29 protein-coding genes are annotated in these 24,120 nt (G+C 62.6%); 7 read left to right on the forward strand and 22 right to left on the reverse strand.

The genetic code is table 11. The annotated features are described in order from the left end of the window. A partial coding sequence (locus J0I79_RS12365; protein ID WP_292858368.1) for a molybdopterin-dependent oxidoreductase occupies positions 1–1,059 on the reverse strand: 1,059 nt, incomplete at its 3' end. 237 nt (positions 1,060–1,296) lie between these two features. Between J0I79_RS12365 and J0I79_RS12370 the strand changes: the two genes are divergently transcribed. Further along, the gene (locus J0I79_RS12370; RefSeq protein ID WP_292858371.1) at positions 1,297–2,034 is read left to right on the forward strand and encodes a hypothetical protein; all 738 of its coding nucleotides are present in this window, start codon (positions 1,297–1,299) and stop codon (positions 2,032–2,034) included. Positions 2,035–2,142: 108 nt separating this feature from the next. Here the strand turns inward: J0I79_RS12370 and J0I79_RS12375 are convergent, their stop codons facing one another. The 5 genes from J0I79_RS12375 to J0I79_RS12395 form a co-directional block, all read right to left on the reverse strand. Next, positions 2,143–4,020 carry an ABC-F family ATP-binding cassette domain-containing protein gene (locus tag J0I79_RS12375; protein ID WP_292858374.1) on the reverse strand — a complete coding sequence of 626 codons (1,878 nt, stop codon included), beginning with the start codon at positions 4,018–4,020 and terminating at the stop codon, positions 2,143–2,145. Positions 4,021–4,156: 136 nt separating this feature from the next. After that, on the reverse strand, positions 4,157–4,609 hold the full coding sequence (locus J0I79_RS12380) for a MucR family transcriptional regulator (RefSeq protein ID WP_292858377.1): 453 nt from the start codon (positions 4,607–4,609) through the stop codon (positions 4,157–4,159). 162 nt (positions 4,610–4,771) lie between these two features. Next, positions 4,772–4,975 (reverse strand): hypothetical protein, encoded by a 204-nt coding sequence (locus tag J0I79_RS12385; protein ID WP_292858380.1) that lies wholly within the window; start codon positions 4,973–4,975, stop codon positions 4,772–4,774. Beyond that, positions 4,968–5,894: a DMT family transporter gene (locus tag J0I79_RS12390; protein ID WP_366014326.1), complete on the reverse strand. Its 927-nt coding sequence runs from the start codon at positions 5,892–5,894 to the stop codon at positions 4,968–4,970. Before J0I79_RS12390 ends, J0I79_RS12385 begins: the two co-directional genes overlap by 8 nt. Positions 5,895–5,939: 45 nt before the next feature. After that, positions 5,940–6,773 (reverse strand): hypothetical protein, encoded by an 834-nt coding sequence (locus J0I79_RS12395; RefSeq protein WP_292858386.1) that lies wholly within the window; start codon positions 6,771–6,773, stop codon positions 5,940–5,942. A 111-nt stretch (positions 6,774–6,884) separates the two neighbouring features. Here J0I79_RS12395 and J0I79_RS12400 point away from each other — a divergent pair, with 111 nt between their 5' ends. Next, positions 6,885–7,841 carry a LysR substrate-binding domain-containing protein gene (locus tag J0I79_RS12400; RefSeq protein WP_292858389.1) on the forward strand — a complete coding sequence of 319 codons (957 nt, stop codon included), beginning with the start codon at positions 6,885–6,887 and terminating at the stop codon, positions 7,839–7,841. Between the two features lie 168 nt (positions 7,842–8,009). Here the strand turns inward: J0I79_RS12400 and J0I79_RS12405 are convergent, their stop codons facing one another. Continuing rightward, entirely contained in the window at positions 8,010–8,621 is a 612-nt protein-coding gene (locus tag J0I79_RS12405; protein ID WP_292858392.1) for a hypothetical protein, read from the reverse strand. Between the two features lie 230 nt (positions 8,622–8,851). After that, positions 8,852–9,364, reverse strand: coding sequence for a DinB family protein (locus tag J0I79_RS12410; protein ID WP_292858395.1), 513 nt, complete (start codon positions 9,362–9,364; stop codon positions 8,852–8,854). Positions 9,365–9,423: 59 nt separating this feature from the next. Between J0I79_RS12410 and J0I79_RS12415 the strand changes: the two genes are divergently transcribed. Further along, complete coding sequence (locus J0I79_RS12415; RefSeq protein ID WP_292858398.1) at positions 9,424–10,113, forward strand: glutathione S-transferase family protein; 690 nt, start codon at positions 9,424–9,426, stop codon at positions 10,111–10,113. Positions 10,114–10,189: 76 nt separating this feature from the next. Here the strand turns inward: J0I79_RS12415 and J0I79_RS12420 are convergent, their stop codons facing one another. Then, a complete protein-coding gene (locus J0I79_RS12420) occupies positions 10,190–10,441 on the reverse strand; it encodes a DUF2934 domain-containing protein (RefSeq protein ID WP_292858401.1) in 252 nt (83 codons plus the stop codon). Positions 10,442–10,730: 289 nt separating this feature from the next. Between J0I79_RS12420 and ndk the strand changes: the two genes are divergently transcribed. Continuing rightward, positions 10,731–11,153 carry a nucleoside-diphosphate kinase gene (gene ndk / locus J0I79_RS12425; RefSeq protein WP_008875017.1) on the forward strand — a complete coding sequence of 141 codons (423 nt, stop codon included), beginning with the start codon at positions 10,731–10,733 and terminating at the stop codon, positions 11,151–11,153. Positions 11,154–11,327: 174 nt separating this feature from the next. Further along, positions 11,328–11,930 (forward strand): class I SAM-dependent methyltransferase, encoded by a 603-nt coding sequence (locus J0I79_RS12430; protein ID WP_292858405.1) that lies wholly within the window; start codon positions 11,328–11,330, stop codon positions 11,928–11,930. 20 nt (positions 11,931–11,950) lie between these two features. Here the strand turns inward: J0I79_RS12430 and J0I79_RS12435 are convergent, their stop codons facing one another. The 6 genes from J0I79_RS12435 to J0I79_RS12460 form a co-directional block, all read right to left on the reverse strand. Beyond that, entirely contained in the window at positions 11,951–12,715 is a 765-nt protein-coding gene (locus J0I79_RS12435) for a YbaY family lipoprotein (RefSeq protein WP_292858408.1), read from the reverse strand. 109 nt (positions 12,716–12,824) lie between these two features. Further along, complete coding sequence (locus J0I79_RS12440) at positions 12,825–13,307, reverse strand: molybdenum cofactor biosynthesis protein MoaE (protein WP_292858411.1); 483 nt, start codon at positions 13,305–13,307, stop codon at positions 12,825–12,827. A gap of 3 nt (positions 13,308–13,310) precedes the next feature. After that, a complete protein-coding gene (gene moaD / locus J0I79_RS12445; protein WP_292858414.1) occupies positions 13,311–13,568 on the reverse strand; it encodes a molybdopterin converting factor subunit 1 in 258 nt (85 codons plus the stop codon). A 1-nt stretch (position 13,569) separates the two neighbouring features. After that, complete coding sequence (gene pgsA, locus J0I79_RS12450; protein WP_023761562.1) at positions 13,570–14,166, reverse strand: CDP-diacylglycerol--glycerol-3-phosphate 3-phosphatidyltransferase; 597 nt, start codon at positions 14,164–14,166, stop codon at positions 13,570–13,572. A gap of 114 nt (positions 14,167–14,280) precedes the next feature. Further along, on the reverse strand, positions 14,281–16,347 hold the full coding sequence (uvrC, locus tag J0I79_RS12455) for an excinuclease ABC subunit UvrC (RefSeq protein WP_292858420.1): 2,067 nt from the start codon (positions 16,345–16,347) through the stop codon (positions 14,281–14,283). Beyond that, on the reverse strand, positions 16,344–17,105 hold the full coding sequence (locus tag J0I79_RS12460; protein WP_292858422.1) for an SDR family oxidoreductase: 762 nt from the start codon (positions 17,103–17,105) through the stop codon (positions 16,344–16,346). Before J0I79_RS12460 ends, uvrC begins: the two co-directional genes overlap by 4 nt. A gap of 413 nt (positions 17,106–17,518) precedes the next feature. Between J0I79_RS12460 and J0I79_RS12465 the strand changes: the two genes are divergently transcribed. Beyond that, entirely contained in the window at positions 17,519–18,175 is a 657-nt protein-coding gene (locus J0I79_RS12465; protein ID WP_292858425.1) for an outer membrane protein, read from the forward strand. 106 nt (positions 18,176–18,281) lie between these two features. Here J0I79_RS12465 and J0I79_RS12470 read toward each other — a convergent pair whose 3' ends face one another. The 3 genes from J0I79_RS12470 to J0I79_RS12480 form a co-directional block, all read right to left on the reverse strand. After that, positions 18,282–18,878, reverse strand: coding sequence for a glutathione S-transferase (locus tag J0I79_RS12470; RefSeq protein ID WP_292858428.1), 597 nt, complete (start codon positions 18,876–18,878; stop codon positions 18,282–18,284). Between the two features lie 409 nt (positions 18,879–19,287). Beyond that, positions 19,288–19,803: a hypothetical protein gene (locus J0I79_RS12475; RefSeq protein WP_292858431.1), complete on the reverse strand. Its 516-nt coding sequence runs from the start codon at positions 19,801–19,803 to the stop codon at positions 19,288–19,290. A gap of 22 nt (positions 19,804–19,825) precedes the next feature. Beyond that, positions 19,826–20,230, reverse strand: a complete 405-nt coding sequence (locus J0I79_RS12480) for a hypothetical protein (protein ID WP_292858434.1) — start codon at positions 20,228–20,230, stop codon at positions 19,826–19,828. Positions 20,231–20,242: 12 nt separating this feature from the next. On the opposite strand from J0I79_RS12480, the gene J0I79_RS12485 reads away from it, so the two are divergent. Further along, complete coding sequence (locus J0I79_RS12485; protein ID WP_292858437.1) at positions 20,243–20,554, forward strand: transcriptional regulator; 312 nt, start codon at positions 20,243–20,245, stop codon at positions 20,552–20,554. A gap of 50 nt (positions 20,555–20,604) precedes the next feature. Here J0I79_RS12485 and J0I79_RS12490 read toward each other — a convergent pair whose 3' ends face one another. The 4 genes from J0I79_RS12490 to J0I79_RS12505 all read right to left on the reverse strand — a co-directional run bounded on the left by J0I79_RS12490 (position 20,605) and on the right by J0I79_RS12505 (position 24,120). Further along, a complete protein-coding gene (locus tag J0I79_RS12490; protein ID WP_292858440.1) occupies positions 20,605–21,786 on the reverse strand; it encodes an MFS transporter in 1,182 nt (393 codons plus the stop codon). After that, positions 21,783–22,619, reverse strand: coding sequence for a DMT family transporter (locus J0I79_RS12495; RefSeq protein ID WP_292858443.1), 837 nt, complete (start codon positions 22,617–22,619; stop codon positions 21,783–21,785). Before J0I79_RS12495 ends, J0I79_RS12490 begins: the two co-directional genes overlap by 4 nt. Continuing rightward, positions 22,616–23,197 (reverse strand): TetR/AcrR family transcriptional regulator, encoded by a 582-nt coding sequence (locus J0I79_RS12500; RefSeq protein ID WP_292858446.1) that lies wholly within the window; start codon positions 23,195–23,197, stop codon positions 22,616–22,618. The genes J0I79_RS12495 and J0I79_RS12500 overlap by 4 nt, the downstream gene beginning before the upstream one ends. A gap of 137 nt (positions 23,198–23,334) precedes the next feature. After that, positions 23,335–24,120: a sulfite exporter TauE/SafE family protein gene (locus tag J0I79_RS12505; RefSeq protein ID WP_292858449.1), complete on the reverse strand. Its 786-nt coding sequence runs from the start codon at positions 24,118–24,120 to the stop codon at positions 23,335–23,337.

Consider the following 24,120-nt stretch of genomic DNA (forward strand, 5'->3'; position numbering starts at 1 on the left):
CATCCTCGAGCCTTCCAGCACATCCTGGTTGAGCTTGAAGATGCCGGAATTTGAATGGAAGGCGCCGCCGCCCTCATACTGCCAGGCGCCGGTGACGGCGGCGATGCAGGAGGCGGCATGCATGTTGACAGCGCCGTTGCGCTGGCGGGCAAAGCCGTAACCGAGACGGAAATAGGTTCTTTGGGTCGTGCCGACCAGCCGGGCGAAGGCTTCGATCTCGGCGACCGTCAAGCCGGTGATGCCCGCCGCCCACTCGGGCGTGCGGCTGACGAGATGCGCCTCCAGGCCCTTGGGATCGTCGGTATATTTCTCAAGATAGGCGCGGTCGGCCATGCCTTCCCTGAACAGCACGTGCATGACGGCACAGGCCAGCGCACCATCGGTTCCGGGTTTGAGGACCAGGCCCATATCGGCCTGTTTCATCGTCGCGTTCTCATAGACGTCGATGACGACGATCCTGGCGCCACGCTCCTTGCGCGCCTTGATGGCGTGGGTCATGACGTTGACTTGCGTGACCACGGCATTGGTGCCCCAGATCACCACGCAGTCGGATTTGCCCATCTCGCGCGGATCAGGTCCGCGAAGTGCGCCCGCTCCCATCATCCAGCCAGTCCAGGCGAGATTGGTGCAGATCGAGCCGAAGAAGCCTGAATATTTCTTGGCGTGGCGCAGCCGGTCGATGCCGTCACGCTGCACCAACCCCATCGTGCCGGCGTAGAAATAGGGCCAGACCGTCTCAGAGCCGTATCTCTCCTCGGCGGCGATGAATTTTTCGGCGACGAGATCGAGCGCGGCCTCCCAGCTTGCTTCCTTCCAGGCGCCGTCGCCCTTGGCGCCCGCCCGCACCAGCGGTTTCAGCAGACGGTCAGGGTGGTGTACGCGATCGGCATAGCGCGCGACCTTGGCGCAGACGACGCCTGATGTGTAGGTGTTGGCCTTGGCGCCATGCACGCGACCGATGCGGTTGCCGTCCAGCAGTTCGACCTCGAGCGCGCAGGTCGAGGGGCAGTCATGCGGACAGGCCGAATGGCCGATGCGGAGCTTGGCGTGCTGGTTCATACCTCGTGTTTAACGGCTTTCGCGGGCCAGGTGTAGAGCCAGCTTTACCCTCCCGTTGTCGAGGAGGGTCGTCGCGCAACGCAACTGCGGGTCAGGTCCGTGAGGTGGCCCCTGCCCGACATTCACACGGGGTTGATTTGCCTGTGTGCGGTACGAAGGCCAAGCATGGTTTCTCGTCGTCCATTAACTTGTGGAGTCGATGGCAGCGTGCGGCCTCCCAAAATCTGGATCACTCACTTGTCGGTCGCACCCTGGATCTGTGCGGAGATCTGGGACGCCTATCTGAAGCGGGCCGAGGAGATTCTCGGCGACCGCCTGATCAGGCTGGATCATCGTGATCCGGTGCGACGAGTAGCCGATACGCGCAACAGAGAAGGCAAATTCATTGTCGGGTTCGAAAAGAACCAGGACCGCCGCTGGCTGGCAGGAAGGTTTGAGAAGTCTGAGGTCACTTTCAGCATCGATCTGCACGAAGACGCTGTCGACCGACAGGGTCGATCGACCACGAACAGCCTGACCATTTCGCTCCCCCAGAAGACAGATGGCGCGACGATCAAAGAACTTTTCGAATTTGGAAATTCCCACCTGATGTCATTCTACGCCTACTCCGACCTGCAACCCGTCATAACCGGGAAGGGAAACCGTCATCAGCGTCTGACGCCGGGACTTGACATCCAGCGGGAGTTGCCAGGGATTTTCTGGCTCACCTATTTCGGGCCGGCCTATACAAAGTTCTTTGGCGCCGACCGGATATCGAGCCCGAAAGAGATCCGAGCGCTGGACGGCGGAGGGGTCACGATCTGCCTCGGCGATTCACCGGGCCTTTTGAGCACCGAAAGAGAGCAAGCCGAGCATGAGCTCGGCGCCCGGTCTTTCGCCGGCCATGGCGGGATGAAGCGCGAAGGCGAGTTCGCGCTGACGCTTGCCGCTCTGGGCGGCCAGCCGAAGGTCAATCTCAAAGGAAAAACCAGCTAATTCGTGCCGCCCGGAAGTGACCCCGTTTTGGGGAAGCGACAAGACCCGCACAGGCGATAAGGCGTACCTGCCCCCCGCTTCAGCTTGCCGGTCGACCGGAGAGCACAATCACTCCGCCGTGCCTTCCTCATACTCGGCCGACATGGTGAGCCACTTTTCCTCGTGCCCCGCCAAAGTCTGGGCGAGTTGCGAGCGCTCCTTGGCCAGCCGGGTCGCTGTCGACGGATCCTTTTCGTAGATGGCCGGGTTGGCGAGCTCATCCTCGATGCCGTCGATGCGCTTGCGGATGCGGTCCATCAGCGCTTCGGTGGCGCGGATTTCCTTCGCCAGCGGCTCCAGGGCGGCACGACGCTGGGCCGCCTCGCGGCGACGGTCGGCCTTTGACGCCTTTTCCGCCTCACGCCGTTCGCGGCGATCGCCCGATACGCCGGTGACCAGCGTCTTATAGTCCTCCAGATCGCCATCATAGGGATTGACCGCGCCGTCCTTGACCAACCACAGCCGGTCGGCCGTCGCCTCCAGGAGATGGCGGTCGTGCGAGATGAGGATGACGGCGCCGGGAAACTCGTTCAGCGCATGGATCAGCGATTCACGGCTGTCGATGTCGAGATGGTTGGTCGGCTCGTCGAGGATGAACAGGTTCGGCCCTTCAAAGGCCGACAGGCCCATAAGCAGCCGCGCTTTTTCGCCGCCGGACAGATCCTTGGCGGCGGTGTTCATCTTCTCAGTCGCAAGACCGAACTGCGCAACTCGGCCGCGCACTTTCGATTCCGGTGCTTCCGGCATCAGCCTGCGGACATGCTCATAGGCGTTTTCCTCGGGGCGAAGATCGTCGAGCTGATGCTGAGCGAAGATCGCCACCTTGAGCCCGGGCGCTACCGTCATGGTGCCGGTTTCCTGCTTGAGCCTGCCCGACAGCAGCTTGGCGAAGGTGGACTTGCCGTTGCCGTTGGCGCCGAGCAACGCGATGCGGTCGTCGGCATCGATGCGCAGCGTCATCTTCTTCAGGATCGGCTCCCCTTCGGTATAGCCGACATTGACGTTGTTCAGCGCAATGATCGGCGAGGCCACCGTCTTCACCGGCTCGGGAAAGGAGAATGGCCGCACCGTGTCGTTCACGATGGCCGCGATCGGCTTCATCTTCTCCAGCGCCTTGATACGCGACTGCGCCTGTCTTGCCTTGGAGGCTTTCGCGCGGAACCGCTCGACGAAGGATTCCATATGCTTGCGGGCCGCTTCCTGCTTGACGCGGCCCTTCTCCTGCAATTCCTTCTGCTCGGTGTACTGGCGCTCGAACTGGTCGTAGCCGCCGCGCCAGAAGGTCAGCTTCTTCTGGTCGAGATGGACGATAGAATTGACGGCACGGTTGAGCAGATCGCGATCATGCGAGATCAGCAGAACGGTATGCGGATACTTGGAGACATAGTTTTCCAGCCACAACGTGCCTTCGAGGTCGAGATAATTGGTCGGTTCGTCGAGCAATAGCAGGTCGGGCTCGGAAAACAGCACGGCGGCAAGCGCCACGCGCATGCGCCAGCCGCCGGAGAACGACGAGGCCGGACGGCGCTGCGCGGCATCGTCGAAGCCAAGGCCGGCCAGGATGGTCGCCGCGCGGGACTCGGCCGAATGCGCGTCGATATCGGCCAGGCGCATGTGGATGTCGGCGATGCGGTGCGGATCGGTGGCGGTCTTCTCCTCTTCCAGCAGCGCTGTGCGTTCGAGGTCGGCCTTGAGCACGATCTCGATCAGAGGCTCCTCCGTGCCGGGCGCTTCCTGCGCCACCTGGCCGATACGCGTGTTCCTGGGCAGGCTGATCGAGCCTGTCTCGGAGGGAAAATCGCCCGTTATGGCCTTGAAAAGCGTCGTCTTGCCGGTGCCGTTGCGGCCGACTAGGCCTGCCTTGGTACCGGCTGGCAAGGTGAGCGAGGCATGGTCGAGAAGGAGGCGCCCCGCCATGCGCAGCGAGAGATCGTTGATAATAAGCATGGCCGCGCTTTTGCACGGGAGGCGCCGGCTTCGCAAGACCTTGCGGACCGGTTGGCCCGGCAAGGTCTAAAAAGGGGGCGCGCAATGACACCGCCAAACCGGCCAGTCGTGGCCTGCCCGCCGGCAAGCGTCGCGTTCAGGTCACGGCTTTGCCGCGCTTTGTCGGCTTGGCAATCGCCGCCGGCGCTGCCGCCGGCTTGCGGCCAAGTCCGGTCGACTTCGCCAGCGCCGACCGTGTCGCGGAATAGTTTGGAGCAACCATCGGATAATCCGGCGGCAGGCCCCATTTGGCGCGATAGTCGTCCGGGCTCAGGCCATAGTCGGTCCTGAGATGGCGCTTGAGCGACTTGAACTTCTTTCCGTCTTCCAGGCAGATGATGTAGTCGGGGAATACCGACTTCTTGGGATTCACCGCCGGGACAAGGCTCGGACTTTCCACGACAGCCGCACCGGCCAGCTTGCGGACCGACGCGCTGACGCTGGCAATCAGATCAGGCAGGCCGGAGGCCGGGAGCGGATTGTTGCCGACATAGGCCGAGACAATATCGGCCGTGAGCTCGATAACGGTCTTATCCTCGATATTTGACAATTCTATCACCCTATTTGCGACAAAGTCATCCACCCCAATGAAGACTTCTATCGATGTATCTCTTCAGCCGCGTCCCCCAACGGACAGCCAAGTCTGAAAGAGGAATCAAGACTCGACGAAAATAGCTTTCATGGGAAATCGACGCCGCGCAAATTAGAAAATCTAATACTTGGAAATGGCAGACTTCGCTGCGTGGCCGTCGGCCAATATCTCCAGAATACGCTTCCAGCGGGCGCAACGCCCGAAATCCTTTTGCTCGATCGCCTTTTCAGCCTTCATGGCGGCGTAGAGCGATGCATCCTCGCCGAATTTCCTGATCAGCCAATGTGCTTCCTGCCTGGCCATACGTTCATTGTCGTCAAACATGATTTTCCGCCTCCGAACGTTCCAGGCCGACCGCCAGGCAACTGCCGATGACAAGCACGGCTCCGGCAATGGCCGTCATCGTCAGCCGTTCGCCGGACAGGGTCAGCAGCAGGGTCGACGCGATCGGCGTGAGATAGGCGACGACCGCGACCCTGCCGCTGCCTTCGAGCTTCAGGGCGCGCGACCAGAGATAGTAGCCAAGGCCCATCGGGCCGGCGCCAAGATAGAGCCCGAGAGCAAGGTCCGCGCCGGAGGGCCAGGCGACGCCGTCACGAGCACACCAGACAAAAGCCAGGGCCACGCCGATCAATGACGACGGCAGCAACAGACGATCCGGCGAGATAGCGAGCCGGCCCACTGCCACCGAATAGAACGCCATGCAAAGCGCGGATCCGAAGGCGGCGGCATAGCCGGTAAGATCGCCCTGGAACCAGCTATGATCACGCCCTCCCGAAATCACCAGCGCAACGCCGACAAACCCGACGGCGGCGGCAAGGCCCAGCAGAGCCGGCCGCCGCGGATTGTCGAAGACGATCACGGCCGCGGCAACCATCAAAGGCCATGTATAGGCCACGAGGTTGGCCTCGATCACCGGCATGGAAGCGAAGGCAACATATTGCAGCACCATGGTGCCGACCAGGCCGACAAAACCCACGGCCAGCGGGAAGAGCGTCAACCCATCCGCGCCCGGGGAGTTTCCAGGCCGGCCCGCGAACCTGATCAGGGCGAACACCAAGGCAGCTCCCGCGAATTGCAGGAGCTGCACGTGTGACACCGGATGGTTCGCCAGCAGTGATTTGCCGACCAGCGCATTGGTCGACCACAAGGCGACCGCGCCGGCGGCAAGGGCAAGCGCCGATATCGAGCCTGCCCCACGCCAAAGGAACCGGCGTGGGGTCCTATCCAGCGGCTCGACCATGATCCTGTCCGAAAGCCGATGACCGCTTTTCAGGATCATGGGTTGCTACCATGATTCCCTGGCGCCGCCCGCGACGGGCGCTTCGGCGGGGGCCGGCGTGGGGTGTTCCGCTTCGAACCGGCGATAGGCGGGCAACTGGTTGGTCCAGACGTCCTCGGCCAGTTCGTTGACCCAGGCGCGATCGTGGTCGTTGTCGGCGGCGAGATAGAACATCCTGTTGTCGTCGACATAGGGCTTGGCTACGGAACGCTGGTTGAGCACCAGCGTTACACGCTCACCGAACTGGATCGGAGCCGTGCGATGCAGGACGCCGAGAAACTGTCCGAGCGTGGCGTAGTTCATCTTGTGATCGATACGCATGATGCGGTTGCGCGGGATTTCGCGGCCGGATTCGAGGATGGATCGGCCGGTTTCGGAATCGTCGCAATAGATTTCGAGATGGCCGCCGACCAGCGGATTGCTGATCGACAGCGGAATGAGTTCGGTGACCGGAACGCCGTCGCAGTGCCATTCGACGGCTCCGTCACGGGGATTCATGAAGGTGACGGTGGAGCCGACGATCGACAGCGGATAGGGCTCCAGCTTGGTGCCCATCATGTCGGACAGCCTCTCCAGGCGCAGCTTGTCATGCAAAAGCTCCCTGATTTCAGGAATGTAGCGGTCGGCGCCGGTGATGAAGGTGAGATCGAGGTGCTTGTGCACGGCGTGGCTGGCCTTGAGCTTCAAGGCGGCTTCCTCGATGGCGGCGAGGAGTGCGGGGTCGTAGCCATGCAGATATTGCGCGACGCCGAAGCTCGACACTTTCCAGGCGGTTTCGTGGCCGATGATGGCCTCGCGGCTCATCGCGTAGCGCAGTTCGGGAATGGTATGGGCATTCATTCTACTTCTCCAAGATGGGGGCAACACTTGGTAAACAGTCAATTAAAGTTGCCCCCCCTGTAAATTTAGGAATGCTGGTGCTACCCTAAGCCCAGCTTAAGGTCGAAACCCGTGCGTCTGCTCAGCCAGGTCAACCTCAATTCGCTGAAAATCGTGGAGAGTGCTGCGAGGCACGGGAATTTCACGCGCGCCGGCGAAGAACAGTTCATCACCGCTTCCGCGGTCAGCCAGCGCGTGAAAAGCCTGGAGGATCAGCTGCGCTTCAAGATATTCCAGCGCGGCGGCAATGCGGTGTCACTGACGCCGGAGGGCGAAGCCTATGTCTCGCGTGTCCGCGAGGCGCTGGAGCGCATCGTCGCCGCCAGCATGGAAGCCACCGGACAATCCCAGGAGCATGTGCTGAAGATATCGGTGCTGCCAACCTTCGCGGCGCGCTGGCTGTTTCCGCGCCTGCCTCATTTCCAGCGGCAATATCCCGATATTGTGATGCGGGTCTCGACGTCCTACGCGACACATGAGTTCACGACGTCCGATTTCGATCTCGAAATCCGCTATGGCGACGGCCACTTTCATGGGCTGCCGTCCGATCTGCTGTTTCGGGAAGACCTCACACCTGTGTGCAGCCGCAAGCTTTTCCATGATGTTCTCGGCGACAAACCGCTGTCGAAGGTCACACCTGACGACCTCAAGAACTTCACGCTTCTGCATTCCGACACCTGCACCCAGAACTGGCAATCCTGGCTTGGCTTTGCCGGCGCCAGTTTCGTGCTCAGCGAGACCAAGAGCATCTATTTCGACTCGTGCATGATGTCCTACGAGGCGGCCAATGCCGGGATGGGTTTCGCCGTCGCCAATCGCGCCTACATGGCCAGCGATATCCGCGCCGAAAGACTGGTTGCGCCCTTTGCCGTCCATCACCCGAACACGGCCGGCTGGTACTTTGTTTCTCCGCCCAAGAGCCTTGCCGCACGCAAGGTGCTGCTGTTCAAACAATGGGTCATGGCGGAAGCGGCTTTGACACAACGCCAGTTGGACAGCGAAATCACCGGTTTGGCCGCGGCCAGCTAAACTCGGATCCATCCCGCTCTTACCCGCAAGCCAGAAACAGCGGTGACCGCGCCCAAGAGGCCGCCAACGCCGGAACGAGACCTGACGGCGCCGAAGCTTCGTTGACCAGAAATGCGGCCCGCCGAAGCAGGCCGCGTTCTTCATCGTCCATTTCCATCCGGCCGGCGATCAGCGGCGTGCGATAAGCAGGCAAAGCTGGCGCAGGTCGCGGTCGTAGGTGCCTTCGCTGCTGAGCACATCGACGCAGCGCTTCTTCATCCTTGTCAACTGGCTGCCCGACATCTGGGCAACGACAGCCGGCATATTGGGGTGGCTGGGGTTGCTTGGATTGGACGGATTGCCCGGATTGCTGGGATTGGTCCCTCCACCGAGACCCACGCCGACACCGACACCAACGCCGCCCGTGCCACCAACAGTGGCGCCGAGACCGGCATTGATGCCGCCGGTACCGCCGACATTCGCGCCCAGCCCGGCATTCACGCCATTGCTGCCGCCGACAGAGGCGCCGAGCCCGGCGCTGACGCCGTTCGAGCCACCGACATTGGCACCGGCACCGGCGTTGACGCCGCCACTGCCGCCAACCGAAGCGCCCGCTCCGGCGCTAACGCCGCCGCTGCCGCCGATGGAAGCACCCACGCCGGCATTGACACCGCCGCTACCGCCCACCGAGGCGCCGACACCAACGCCAAGCCCGCCGGCCGCGTTCGCCGACAGGGAAAGAACAATAACAATCGTACCACTCGCCAGCGCGCTGGCGATACCCTTGCAGATTCTAGCCATGACACTCTCCATGTGGTCACTCTATTTCTGCACTGCAGCAAAAAGCCCGACATGCGAGCAATACTCTGCATGCAGACACATGAACGCTCATGATGATGTTTTAGTTTCTTTATTTTTACGTCGATATTTGCCGTAAAATTGTATTTTTCACTTCTATTCCAGGAATTTATCTAATTCACTTGGAAGTCGACAACTTTCATGAAATCTGCAGCTGGCGCACTGGACGAAGATCAGGCATAGGCGCGCCCTTCCTCCGTGCGCTGGAAATGCGCGAGATCGAGTTGCACCGATGGACGGCCCAGAACCGTCAGGATCATATGCGCCTGACCGCGGTGATGCGTCTGATGGTTGAAAACATGCGCCAGTGCCGGCGCCAGCCGTTGCGAGACGGTGCGCATGTCCGACACCGTCATGTAGGTGAAGCGACCCGCCAGCATCTTGTCGCTCAAGCCGGCAAGCCATTCGATGATCCGCCGGTCCTCCGCCTCGCGCGCCGCGCGCAGGCTTGGCAGCGCACGGTGCAGGATGGCATCCAGCGTCGTCGGCGCGTCGCCCTCGCCGGTAAAGCGCTTCATCCAGATGCGGTCGGTCGTCAGCAGATGGTTGAGCGTGCCCATCATGGAGCCGAAAAAGGCGCCGACGTCGCGGTTGAACGCCTCGTCGTCGAGTTCGCCGGCGGCATCGTAGATGCGGCTGTTGGCCCATTGATTATAGGCCGCAAACATCATGAAATGCTGTCTCATGGCTTCCTTCGGCTCGTATCGATTTGGAGCCTACCTAACGCGCGGGGACGCAGACGCCAATGACCATTCTGCTCTATGATCTCGTCGGACACGACGCCGCCCGGCCGTTCAGCCCGCATTGCTGGAAAGGAAAGATGGCGCTCGCCCACAAGGGGCTCGACATCTCGACCGTACCGACACGCTTCCTCGAAGTGCCTGCCGTCGAAGGCGGCATTTCCAAGACGGTTCCGGTGATCCGTGATGGCGACAAGGTGGTCGCCGATTCCTTCGCCATAGCCCTCTATCTCGACGAAGCCTATCCGGATCGACCAACGCTTTTCGGCGGCGAAGGCGGCAAGGCAATGGCGCGTTTCATCGAGCGCTGGTCGCAACTGACCATCCACCCCTATGTGACTACGGCCGCGCTCGTCGACCTCCACGCCATGCAGGACGAGGAAAATGCCGCCTATTTCCGGCAGAGCCGGGAACAGCGTTTCGGCAAGACACTTGAAAACGTCGTCGCGGCGCGCGACGCCGGGCTGACGGCGTTCCGCACAGCGCTCGAGCCGCTGCGTTCGACCTTGAGTTACCAGCCCTTCATCGGCGGCGCCGCACCGTTGTTCTGCGACTACATCGTGTTCGGTGCGCTGCAATGGGCACGCGTGGCCTCGCCCTATCCGCTACTCGAAGACAGTGACGTGGTGGCGCAATGGTTCGCCCGCTGCCTCGATCTGCACGGCGGGCTCGGACGACGAGTCGCGGCGGCGTGAGGTCCACGCCCTGCCCTTGTCGCGGCCATGCGCCGCCAATCTCTTGCGAACAAAGACCGGCAGCAGGTGACCGGATTTATTTGGCCGCCGCTTTCTTGGGCTTGGCGGTCTTCTTGTCCGCCTTTGCTTCCTTGGGTTCGGCTTTTGCCTTGCCAGCGGCCGCCTTCTTGGCCGATTTCTTGGCCGACGGCTTGCCCGCACCGTCTTCCCGATCGATGTCGGCCGCCGCCTGATGCCAATGGCGCTCGTGCTGGCCCGCCGGTTGCCCCTCTTCCTGCCAGATCTGATGTGCGCGGTTGCGAATGCGCTCCTGGCGATCGTCTGTCATGGTCGTTTTGTCTCCATTCGGGCCGACTTCAGCGCGGCGCCGACCTGGCGACTATAGCAAGCAAACCGGTGCTTTACAGCCTTCCCCACATAGCCATCGGGCATGCGGTCAAACACAGAAACGTGCGCCGTACCGGCCTTTCGACATCGCGCCGGTCGTTCGTCGCCCGGAAAGCCGGGCAATTGGCTTTCCCGCCGCTTCACGGACAGTTCCTCACCCCTTGGCAATGAGCCGGGCGGCTTGTATAGAGCCCGCCACTCTCAATTCCATTCTCAGACAAGGACGACCCATGGCGCTCGAACGCACCTTCTCCATGATCAAGCCGGACGCAACGCGGCGCAACCTCACCGGCGCCATCACCAAGATGCTCGAGGACGCCGGTCTGCGCGTCATCGCCTCGCGCCGCGTCTGGATGAGCCGCCGCGAGGCCGAAGGCTTCTATGCCGTCCACAAGGACCGCCCGTTCTTCGGTGAACTGGTCGAGTTCATGTCGTCGGCGCCGACGATCGTCCAGGTTTTGGAAGGCGAGAACGCCATTGCCAAGAACCGCGAAGTCATGGGCGCCACCAACCCGGCAAACGCCGCCGAAGGCACCATCCGCAAGGTGCATGCGCTGTCGATCGGCGAAAATTCGGTGCACGGCTCCGATGCGCCGGAAACCGCCGCGCAGGAGATCAAGTACTGGTTCTCCGACACCGAGATCGTCGGCTGAACCAGCGCGGTCCGTACTGATCTTGAAAAGGCCGGCATTTCGCCGGCCTTTTTCATGCCAAGGGGGTAACCGCCGGGCTACCCGGCGCCCATATCAGGTCCTTCAGGCCGCGTGAGCGAGGCCAGACACCATGGAATTGGACGTGGCGAACCGCCACAAGGCGACAATAGCCCCATGACCAGCACCATTCCCGGCTTCTTCCAGGGCACCGAAATGCCGACGAGCGGATGGTGGGACGCGCTGTGGCCTGATCCCGCGGCCGTGCTGCGGGCAACAGGCATCGGGATGAGCATGGACGTGATCGATCTGTGTTCCGGCGACGGATGGTTCACCTTGCCGATCGCCGAGATGGCCGGTCACGTCACCGCCATCGACATTGATGCAAATCTGCTTGAAGTCGCGCGTGGCCGGTTGACCGCAAACGGGCTGGTCAATTGCGACTTTGTGGCCGGCGACGCTTACGAGCTTGCCGGCCTGGTGTCGCGACCGGTTGACTTCGTCTTCATGGCGAACGCCTTTCACGGCGTTCCGGACCGGCCGCGGCTGGCGCGTGCAGTGCGCGGGATACTGAAGCAAGACGGGCGGTTCGCCATCGTCAACTGGCACCAGCATCCACGCGAGACGACAACGGTGCTGGGTGAACCGCGCGGTCCTCGAACCGAACTCAGGCTATCGCCGGAACAGACCATCGCCGACGCCGAGGCGGCCGGCCTCAGGCTGGTGAAACTGGTCGAGGTGCCTCCCTATCACTACGGGGCTGTGTTCGAACCGGCGTGACGGATCTAAACTCGCACTGCTCAACTTGCCGCGCTGAAACGCAGAATCTCGCGGCCGTCCTTGTCCGATATGGTGAGCCTGCCGGCATCGACCTTGTATGACGCCGCCTTGGCAAGCGCATCGAACAAGGCCTTTTCCTCGGCCATCACCTCCGGCGCACAGGCCTTGTAGGTCGAACCGATATCGCTGATGGAAATGGACCGGTCATCGACCCTGGCGGTGGCGAAATAAACATTGCAAGGGCCGTTGCCGCCGGCCTTGCCCGATTTGCCGATCCTGAAGGTGGCTTGCGGCTCGCGTATCTCGCCAATGCCATCGATATATTCGACAAGCCAGCTTTGACCCAGCATGGAAGCCGCTCCGGCGGCGGCGGGCGCCGTCATCTTGAGCACAATCGTCTGCGGCGCGTCGGTCAGCGGATCGACCTGATGGCGCACATCGGAAATGAACATCAGCCGGTCGTCGACCGTGATACGGGCCTGCAACGCGTAGGTCATCTGCGGCCGGATCACCGAAGGATCGAACTTGATCTCGAAGCTGATCGGCACCTGGCCGGCCGGCTTGATCTTCTGTTCACCGATGATCCTGGCAGGCGCATCGGCCAGGGAAACATCGGCAAGCTGGACGGAGAGCACGGCGCTGGGCGGCAGGGCGATGCGTTCGCGGTAGACCACCTCGCCTCTGACAGTCTTTTCCGCGGCCACGGAGAGTTCCGGCACCGCCAGGATGCCGACGATCAGAGGTACGAAACCGAAAACGAAGAATTCCGCGATCCTGTCCAGCATGACCACCTCCCTGCTCCGGGCTGCCAATGTCCAGACTGCCAATGCCCGGGCTGATCAATGGCGCCCAGATGGCCAAAGGATTGCGGTCAATGCATGGCTGCGAGGGGAATTATTCGGACCGAGGCGACTTCCAGCGTCCAGCCGCCACGGCATCCGCCTGCCTCGCCTCGACCCAGCCACCCTCCGCGCCATCGACACGATGCTCCTTCTTCCAGAAGGGCGCGCGCGATTTCAGATAATCCATGAGGAAGTTCGCCGCCTCGAAGGCGGCTTGACGATGCGCCGAGGCGGCCACCACCAGGACAATGTTCTCGCCCGGCGCGATCTTGCCATGGCGATGGATGACGGTGAGGCCTTGCAGCGGCCATCGTTCGAGCGCTTCGGCCGCGATTCGACCGATCTCCGCCTCCGCCATGCCCGGATAGTGCTCGAGTTCCAATGCCGAGAGCGCACCCTGTTCGTCACGGCAGAGACCGGAGAAGGTAACGACCGCGCCGATGTCGGAGCGGCCTCGCGCCAATCCGGCGATCTCGGCGGCGACATCGAAGTCGTGGCGCTGGATGCGCACGGTCGGCACCGGGGCGGCCGGCACGGGTCAGCCCCCGGTCATCGGTGGAAACAGGGCGATTTCGCGCGCACCGGATATCTTTTCGCGGTGATCGACATGTTCCTGGTTGATGGCAACGCGGATCACGTCGGGATATTGCAGCGCATGTTCGTAGCCCTCGCCGCGCGACCGCAGCCAGTGCAAGAGATCGGCGACGGTCTCGATGCCATCGGGCAGTTCGACGCTCTCTTCCGGCATGCCGATCCGTTCGCGCACCCAGGCGAAATAGATGAGACGGGTCGTCATCTCACTCGTCCATGATGTGCTTGAGACCGGCGCGGAAATAGTCATAGCCGGTGTAGAGCGTGACGAGCGCCGCGATCCACAGCAGCACAAGACCGGTCTGCGTCGTCAGCGGGAAGATCTTGTCGCCGGCCGGCCCCGCCAGAAGGAAGGCGATGGCGACCATCTGTATGGCGGTCTTCCACTTGGCAAGCTGCGTCACCGGCACCGAAACCTTGAGCGCGGCCAGATACTCGCGCAGGCCCGAAACCAGGATTTCGCGGCACAGGATGATTATGGCGGCCCACAGCGACCAGCCGGCGATGCCTGCATGGCGATCGGTGTCTGCCGCGAGCAACAGCAGACAAGTGGCGACCAGCAACTTGTCTGCAATCGGGTCGAGCATCTTGCCGATGTTGGAGGTTTGCTGCCAGGCGCGCGCGAGATAGCCGTCCAGGTAATCGGTGATCGACGCCAGCAGAAAAATGACCAATGCCGACCAGCGGGCGAAATCGCTCGATTTCAGGTGCCCTTCGAGAAAAAAGCACAGCACGACCAACGGCACCGCGATGATGCGGGCGTAGGTCAGTATGTTGGGCAGGTTGAACGCGCGCTGGGCCATGCTTCAGGGACTCTTTCTGCCTGCGTACTCAAATCAGAAGCGAATGTGGGGGGTCAACAGGCCAAAATCGATTGGCCAGCCGAAAATACCCGAATGCGTCCGAAAACGTGATCATCAGCTTTCGTGAAAATGATTGTAGACCAGCTTGGCGACCTGCTCGGAAATGCCGTCGACCTTCCTCAAATCCTCGATGGCCGCCCGGCTGACAGCCTTGGCGGTTCCGAAGTGCAGCAGCAGGGCGCGCTTGCGGCCAGGGCCGATGCCGGCGATCTCGTCGAGCGGGCTCTTGACCATTTCCTTCTTGCGGCGGGCCCGATGCGAGCCGATGGCGAAGCGGTGGACTTCGTCGCGCAGCCGCTGGACGAAATAGAGCACGGGGTCGCGCACGGGCAGCGAAAACGAGTCCCTGCCCTTGACGAAGAAGCGTTCGCGGCCGGCATCGCGGTCCTGACCCTTGGCTATGCCGATGGCCACGACGCGGTCCTCGACACCGAGATCCGAGAGGATCTTGCGCACCGCCGTCATCTGGCCCTGGCCGCCGTCGATCAGGATGACGTCGGGCCAGGCCGGGAAGCCGCCGGAGATGTCTTCCTCGAGGTCGTCACCGTCTTCGGCGGCAGTCGTATCACTGGCCGCCGCATCGCCATGTTCCCTGAGCAGACGCGAGAAGCGCCGCTCCATCACCTCGCGCATCATGCCGAAATCGTCGCCCGGCGTGATCTCGGTCGAGCGGATGTTGAATTTCCTGTACTGGTTCTTCACAAAACCTTCCGGCCCCGCGACGACCATGGCGCCAACGGCGTTGGTGCCCATGATGTGCGAGTTGTCGTAGACCTCGATGCGCACGGGCGGCTTTGCCAGGCCGAAAGTCTCGGCGAAACCGGCGAGCAACCGCGCCTGTGTGGACGTTTCGGCCAACCGCCGGCCCAGCGCCTCGCGAGCGTTCTGCAGCGCGTTGTCGGTCAGGTCCTTCTTCTCGCCGCGCTGCGGCACCGAGATCGCCACCTTGCGGCCGGCGCGGGTGGAGAGCGCTTCCGCCAGCAGTTCCTGATCCTCGACAACCTGCGACAGGAGAATGGCGCGCGGCGTCGGCTTGTCGTCATAGAACTGCGCCAGGAACGATCCCAGCACTTCCGACCCCTCCAGCGCCGGATCCGCCTTCGGGAAATAGGCGCGGTTGCCCCAGTTCTGGCCGGTACGGAAGAAGAACACCTGGATGCAGACCTGGCCACCCTCCTGATGGATGGCGAAGACATCGGCCTCGTCGACGGTGGCCGGGTTGATGCCCTGATGGCTCTGGACGTGCGACAGCGCCGCCAGCCGGTCGCGATAGATGGCAGCGCGTTCGAAATCGAGATCCTGCGAGGCCTGCTGCATGGCGGCCGAAATCTCGGTCTTCACCTTCTGGCTGCGGCCGGAGAGAAAGTCCTTCGCCTCGGCGACCAGTTCGGCATAGCCCTCATGCGATATCTCGCCGGTGCAGGGACCGGCACAGCGTTTGATCTGGTAAAGCAGGCATGGCCGCGTGCGGTTCTCATAGAAGGAGTTGGTACAGCTTCTGAGCAGGAACGCCCGCTGCAGCGAATTGATGGTGCGGCCGACAGCGCCGGCCGAGGCGAAGGGACCGAAATAGTCGCCCTTGCGCGACCGCGCCCCGCGATGCTTGTAGATGCCGGGCGAGACATGGTCGCCGGTCAGCAGAATATAGGGGAACGATTTGTCGTCCCGCATCAGCACATTGAATCGCGGCCGCAGGCGCTTGATCAGATTGGCTTCGAGCAGCAGCGCCTCGATCTCGGTGCGGGTGACGACGAATTCCATCGTCGCGGTCTCACGCACCATGCGGCCGATGCGGTTGGTGTGGAACCTGCCTTGCGCGTAGTTGGTGACGCGCTTCTTCAGGCTGCGCGCCTTGCCGACATAAAGCACATCGCCGGCGGCGTTCATCATGCGGTAGACGCCAGGCGCATTGGGCAGCCGCTTGACCAGCGTCTGGATAACCTCGGCGCCGACCATGCCTTCGGCGTCGCCCGCATGCGGCGTCCAGTCTATGGCCGTGAAGGCAACATCGGGGCCGGCTGGCTCGACGATCTCCTCGAGCGCCTCATCCTCGAGGTCGATGTCGGGAGGAAGATCATCGGCGCCGCCGCGCGCCTTGTTCTTGTGTTCCAGAGGACTCATTCCGCCATGCCTGTCACATCGGGCGTCTGCCATGCAAGATGCTGGCCGCCGTCGAGCGCGATCATCTGGCCGGTGACCGAGCGCGCCTCCCAGAGATAGCGGATGGTGGCGCCGAATTCCGGCAATTCCGGGCCGCGCTTGAGAATCAGCCCGGCGACCTGCGCATCAAAGTCGGAGTCATCCTGGCGGATATTCTTGAGCGTCGGACCAGGGCCGATCGCGTTGACCCGGATGCGTGGCCCAAGCGCCTGCGCCAGCATCTGCGTCTGGGTCCACAATGCCGATTTCGACAGCGCATAGGAAAAATAGCGCGGTGTCGGCCGCCAGACGCGCTGATCGATGAGATTGACGATCAAACCCTCCTGCCCTTCCGGCAAGGCCTGAGCGAAGGTCTGCGCCAGCAGCGCCGGCGCCTTGACGTGGATGGCGAAATGGCGGTCCCAGGTCTCCCAATCGAAATCCTGAACGGAATCGTCGACGAAGAGCGAGGCGTTGTTGACCAGCAGCGAGATCGGTCCGAGCGCTGCCTGCGCCCGACCGATCAAACCGGCGATATCGGCGGTATCGGTCAGGTCGGCGCCGACCACCGCGGCGCGGCCGCCAGCCCGGTTGATCCGGGCGGCCAATGCATCCGCTTCGCCGTGCGAGCGGTTGGAGTGGATGGCGACCGCAAAACCGTGGCCGGCGAGATCCTCGACGATCGCCTTGCCGATCCGTTTCGCCCCGCCGGTCACCAGCGCCACGGCGGCATTGCTCATCTTCTGTCAATCCTCAGTTTTGGCACGAAAAGACAGTGCCGGCAAAATATGGCCCGCCATCCGTTAAATGGCATTCGCACCTGGGGCAGCATTGTGGCGAAACCGCCCGGCGGGTATTCCGACTCGCCCCCTCGCAGGGCCAGTCGCGGACCAATATAGGGTGCTGTACCCCTTGCACCAAGCGGTGTGCAGCGCAACATCGTTCAGCTGCTGACATTTCGCTGTTGCGAAGATGCAACGTCAAGGTTCTGCCTCATTCGCGCCGGGGAATGACCCAAGTTCAGGTTCGCTTCAGCCGCATTTTGACACGACATTTGGAACCGACGAACGCCAGATCCGTTTCACCCCCCGGACGGGTTGATGGCGATCGTAAGAAACAAGCCTGTGTCCTGTGGCTTAAGGAGTAAAGAACAATGCAAGCCAATCTCAAATTCGCACGGCCGCTGGCTGTCGCGCTCGGGCTCTTCGCCCTGGGCGGTACCGCATATGCCGCTGACGTTGTCCAGGAAGAGCCGCCGGCGCCCGCTCCGGTTGCCGAACTGCCTGTCGCATCCTGGGCCGGCCCCTATGCCGGTATCAACCTCGGATACGGCTTCAGCGGCAAGACCAAGGAAAAGGATACCGGCTTCGATACCGGCACCAAGGGTTTTGTCGGCAGCGTCTTCGGCGGCTATCAGTGGCAGCAGGAGAACTTCGTGTACGGCGGTGAAGCCGAACTCGGCTACAATGGTGTCAAGGGTAACGACAACGACATCCACTCCAAGGGTGGCTTCGAAGGCTCGCTGCGTGCCCGTCTTGGCTACGCTGTTACCCCGGAAATCCTGCTCTACGGCACCGGCGGTCTCGCAGGTCGTAGCCTGAAGGTGGAAGACTCCGCCATTCCGGCCAGCGACACCGCGACCATGATCGGCTGGACGGCCGGCGTCGGTACCGACATCAAGCTGACCGACAATGTGTTCGGCCGCGTCGAGTATCGCTACACCGACTTCGGCTCGAAGGACTTCGACGGCATCGGCAAGGTCAAGGCCACCGATAACCGCGTCACCTTCGGCGTCGGTATGAAGTTCTAAGTCGTTCAAGCCACGACACGAAAAAGCCGGGCCTCGCGCCCGGCTTTTTATTGACCGCATGGTCGGCCGATGGTCCGATAGATCTCAGGCGGGGGTCCGACAGGTCTCAGGTGGGAACGCATCCCTTCAGTTGCGGGAACTTCTCGTCGAAGCGGGCGGCCCAGCGCACCAGCCGGCTGCGGCCTTTCTCCCACTGGCCGCCAAAACGAAGCGCCAGATAGCCGAGACAGGCGCGCAGTGCCATCTGGCCAGCGGTAATCTTCTTCGGCAGCTTCGGCGGATTGGCGTTGAGCAGATCCAGCGCCGTGGTGATCTTCGCCCACTGGCGATCGAGCCAAGGCTGATAGACCATCTCTTCAGGCCGGGTGCGGCGCTCATAGACCATCGACAGCGCGCAATCGCAGATACCGTCGGCCAGCGACTCGAGAACCTCCGCCTCCAGACGCTTGTCTGGATTGCGCGGAAACAGAACGTTCCTGGAAAGCCGGTTGAGGTGCTGGGTGATGGCGCGGCTATCGTGAACCGAACGGCCATCATCCAACACCAGCACCGGGATCTTGCCCAGCGGATTGGCATCGATCAGTTCCGCCGGTCTGTCCTCGGTCTTGACCGGTACCTGCTCGATCGCGATCCCGGCATAGATCGCCGCCATCCGCACCTTCGAGCTATAGGGAGACGTGGATGCGTAGAGCAGCTTCGGCATGATCGGTTTCCTGTTCGCGAGGCCCAATGTTGACCGGACGGGCAACTACGATCAACCGCCACAGTGCAAAAAGATAGCGTCCAGAAACCGTCACGGTTTCCGTTCCAGACGTCACGACAAGCCTACAGACTGCTACGCTCGGAAACACAAGCAAGCGACAGGCCGATGCGGCACAAGCCGCAACCAAGCCTTCCGGGCAAGGCTTTGCACCGGGTCGCCGCCAATCATGTCGAAGAACAAGCGACGAGGCGAGCGAGGCAGCCGACCGGCGCCTCGCTTTGCTTGCCTTCGATCCCTTCCCCGACGTTCAGCGCCAGGACTGAATCCCGTCGCCGAAGACGTTTGATCCAGAACGTCAGAGCGTCCTTGCCGAGCCCCTTGGGACCACGTGACGCCCCAACGAGCTGGCCTACTTCTTGGCCGGGGCCTTCGCGGGCGCCTTGGCCTTCGGCGCGGCGGCCTTCTTCACGGCAGGCTTTGTCGCGGCTGCCGCAGCCTTGGCGGCCGGCTTTGCCGCGGCCTTCGCGGCCGGCTTCGCAGCAGGCTTCGCTGCAGCCTTGGCAGGCGCTGCCTTCTTGGCCGCCGGCTTCGCCGCAGCCTTGGCAACTGCCGGCTTCTTGGCAGGTGCCGCCTTTGCTGCGGGCTTGGCCGCTGCCTTCGCGGGCGCAGCCTTCTTGGCTGCCGGCTTCGCTACGGCCTTGGCCACCGCCGGCTTCTTGGCCGGTGCAGCCTTCGCCGCAGGCTTTGCGGCTGCCTTCGCGGGCGCTGCTTTCTTCACTGCCGTTGCGGCCTTCGCCGCCACTGCTTTTGCGGGTGCTTTCTTTGCCGGTGTCTGTGTCTTGGCTGCCGGCGCTTTAGATGACTGCTTAGCCATGTCATGCCCCTTCACGTTATGCCGATGGCCGTGAATGACCTCGGCGCGCAATGCATATCTGACTCGCGGCTCGCTAGCCAGCGAAGCAATGGTATGATTTTCTCAGCTTAAATTTTGGTTGCGATCGGCACATGATCGCACTCATCATCGCAAAAATCCGCTTTTGATCTTCCGATGCAGCCAGCAATTTGACAGCGACATTCCCGATGCGAGCGAACCGCGCAGCTTCGAAGACTAGCCCGCAGCACGGCGCGTGATCCGAGATCATCAACATCGTCAGAATCCACTTCGTCGTCGCAATGATCTTTTGCAAGCCGAGAGGCGCACGCAGATCATGCAAGTGATGCGACGAACAACCCAGGATCACCTTGTCAAGCACGACCATCACCTGATCGTCAATTGACAGATAGCTCTGTGCCACAGAGTATTCTGTGCTGGATAGGCACTGCTTGGCTTGCAGCACCAGGCCTTGCGACATTGGAAGCCCTTGATGAGCGCCGACGACATCATCCACCAAAGCACGCGGCTCAGGATCATGGCCATCCTCAACACGCTGGAAAGGCGGGAGGCGCTGGATTTCACCCAGTTGAAGGCCATGGTCGAAACGACCGACGGAAACCTCGGAGCACACATCGATACGCTGGCTCAGGCCGGCTATGTCGATGTCGAAAAACTTTTCGTCGACCGCCGACCGCGGACCCGGATCAAGGCGACAACGATCGGACGGCGCGCCTTTCGCGGCCACATCGCTTTTCTTCGCAAGATCATCGATCAGCCCCAGGCAATGCGGCGCGCGAAATAGCTCCCGGGCTTTCAGGATAGCTGGTTTGCCCGTCGCCGATCGCGGTAGCGTCAGCGCCTTCGCGACGACAACAGCGCAAGAATGGCAACCACGGCGCCGAACAGGCAGGTGCCGCTCCATCCCCACGCCGAATAGGCGAGCCCGGCAAGGCCCGAGCCGCAGGCGCCGCCGAGAATCATCGCCGCCATGAAGATGGTGTTCAGGCGACTGCGGGCCGCCGGATCGAGCGCATGGATGCGGGCCTGGTTGGCGACCTGCGAGGATTGCACCGCAAGGTCGAGGATCAGCACGCCGACAATCATCGCCGCGAGCGATCCCTGACACAGGCCAAGAATGGCGAAGGCGGCAACCACAAGGCCGGCGCCGATCGAGACGATGACATCAGGCCCGCGCCGGTCCGCGAAGCGGCCGGCGAGCGGGGCCGCAAGCGCGCCGGCGGCGCCGACCAGCGCCATCAGGCCCACGGCGGTGGCGCCGAAATGATAGGGAGCGGCGTCGAACGCCAGGGCAAGCGTCGACCAGAAGCCGATGAAGGCGGCGAAGATCAACGCCTGCACGATAATCGCCTTCCGCAGCACACGATGCGTGCGCACCAGCGTCCACAGTGAACCGAGCAACCTGGCATAACTTAGATCGGTGACCGGCTCGACGCGCGGCAGACGCCACGCGAGCGCCATGCCGGTGACAAGCATCAACCCGGCGGCAACCCAGAAGACGGCCTGCCATCCCCACATGTCGCAGATGATGCCGCTGACGGTGCGGGCGAGCAGGATGCCGATGAGGATGCCGCCCGTGACGATGCCAAGCACACGGCCGCGCTCGTGCGGTGCGGCCAGATGCACGGCCAGAGGCACGATCTGCTGCGTGACGGTGGCGAACAGACCAATGCCGATACCGGCGATGACCAGCCAGACAAAACCAGGCGCCAGGGCGGCAGCAATCAACGCGAGGACCACCGCCGCCATCGTCCCCAGGATGAGCGAACGCCGCTCGAGCCGGTCGCCGAGCGGCGCCAGGAACAGAATGCCGACGACATTGCCCAGTTGCGTCATGACGGGCAGGACCGACACCGCGCCGGGCGACAAAGTGAACTGATGCGCCAGCAGGCCGAGCATCGCCTGGTTGTAGTAGTTATTGGCGACGGTCAGTCCCGCGGCAACCGCGAGTATGGCGAGCAAAGCATTGTCGACCGTGGCGCCATGCGTATTGGCGGGTGCGTGGGCTATCGTCATGGTTGGTAACCGAGGCAAATGGCGCCGAACGCGACGATGGCGCAGGCGCCGACCCGCCGTGGCGTCAGCGTCTCGCCGAGAAACAGGCGGCCGATGAAGGCCGCGAAGACGACGCTCGTCTCGCGGATCGCGGTGATGGGACCGGCAGGGCCAAGCGCGAAAGCCGCCACGACAACGCCATAGGCTAGAAGCGCGAACAGGCCGCCGCCAAGCGCCTTCCAGGTTTCCGGCGCCCGTAGATCGACATCGAGCCGGCCGCGGCTGGCGACGAAAGTCGCCGGCAGCAATGCGCCATAGGCCAGCAGGACCCAGGCGGTGTAGGCGCCGACATTGCCCGCCGCGCGAACCCCGATCGCATCGACCGTCGCATAGGCGGCAATGATTGCGCCCGTTGCCAGCGCATAGAGAATGGATGTCATGGCGGCTCGCCCCCGTCCAAGCGAAAGACCCATGATGCCGCCGCCGACCAGAGCAACACCCACCGTCTCCAGAACGGTGAGTTGCTGGCCAGCCAGAAGGAAACCGCCCAGTGTCACCAGCAGCGGCACGCTGCCGCGAACGATCGGATAGACCTGCCCCAGTTCGCCATATCTGTAGGCGGCCACGAGGAACAGGCTGTAGCCGACTTGCAGGCAGGCCGAGAGCCCGACATAGGGCCAGGCCGGCGTGGCGGGGAAGCCATTGAGTATGGCAAGAGGAACAGCCAGCGCCGTGCTGGAGAAACTCATGACGGTGACGGTCCATAACCTGTCGGCGCCGGTCCGCAGGAAGGCGTTCCAGCTCGCGTGCAGGATCGCGGCGAAGAGCGCGAGCCCGACGACCAGCGGGCTCATTGCGGCCCGCGCGAGGCGGCGATGATGTCCAGGGCCGCTTTGCGGGCGGCGCGGATGGCGGCATCCCCCTCACCCATCTGCGCCATCAGGGTCGCGCCCTCGATCAGCATCAGCAATGTCGCCGAGACACTCTCGGCCCGCCCGCGCGGCATCATCTCAACGAGGATCGCCTGCATGCGCTGCCTCAGGCCATTCTTCTGCCTGGCGACAGCCTTGAATACCGGATGCCGGGGATCGCCGAATTCTGCCAGCGCATGGGCGAAGAGGCAGCCGTGAAAATCAGGGCTGCGGAACCAGCGTTGATGCCAGTCAAAGATCCTGGCGATCTTCCGCTCAGGCGCCAAGCTCTCCTGAGCGAGTTGGTCGAGTTGGCGCTCAAAACGCCTGGCGCGATACTCCAGCACCTCGACGATCAGTTCGTCCTTGCTCGGGAAATGACGATACATGGTCATCTTGGCCACATCGGCCTCGGCGATGATCCGGTCGATGCCGGTGGCATGGAAGCCGGCGCGCTTGAAAAGCGCGTAGGCCGTTTCGACGACATGCTGACGCTTGTCGAAAGGAGAGGACGGCGTCATCATAAGCACCAAGTGGTGAGACAGGTCTGTCTACATCTATGCGATGGATCATGGCTCCTGTCAACACCGCGCGGAAAAGCGCCTGCGGAACCGCAGGCTAACCATGGCGCCGCGATAGCGGCCTGGTCCGATGCGCTTCAGCGGATCAAGGAATCAAGAACCGGCAGGCTGAACAACCCAGCAGCGGCGATCAGAACAAAGCATGCCCATCGGAACGTGGTCTCGTTCGCACAACCAAAAAGGCGGGATCCGAAATACAGTCCCAGTCCGTAGAGCGGTCCCGCCGATAGCGAGAGGACAATAACGACCCGCGTCAGCAGGCCGCCGACAAGATAGCTTGCTCCGGTCAGCACGCTGGAGATGGCGAAGTAGAGCAGGATGTTGGCGCGCACGATCGCCCTTGGGATGGTGCCACCAAGCCAATAGGCGACCACCGGTGGTCCCCCGATCTGAGCGGCTCCGGTGAAGATACCGGATATGGCCCCGACTGCTACCGTGAGAAATGAGGATGGTTGACCGTTGTAACGCCAACCGGAAGCCAGAAGAAGCAAGAGAGCGGCAACGACGACGACGATGATCCAGCGAACCGCGAGAGGATCGGCGAGCGCGAGCACCGCGGTGCCTAGCGGAATGCCGACGAACGCGCCGATGGCCATCGTGCCCACCCCTCGCCTGTCGGATCGTTGCCACGCGTTCGGAAGGAGCCCGAGTGCCGCGACCGCATCAATGACAAGAAGCAGTGGGGCGGCTAGCTTCGGACCAATGACGGCGCTCGCCACTGGCACAAAGATCAGGGCTGCGCCGAAACCTGAAAATCCGCGTGCAAGGCCGGCAATGAACGCCGCTGCCAGCAGGACCAGGAATTCCCGATCCGAGAGTCCGGCCAGCAGCAGACGAAGCAGGTCGGGTGGATCGAAAGACAT

The sequence above is a fragment of the Mesorhizobium sp. genome, assembly GCF_017306585.1.
GTDB lineage: Bacteria > Pseudomonadota > Alphaproteobacteria > Rhizobiales > Rhizobiaceae > Mesorhizobium.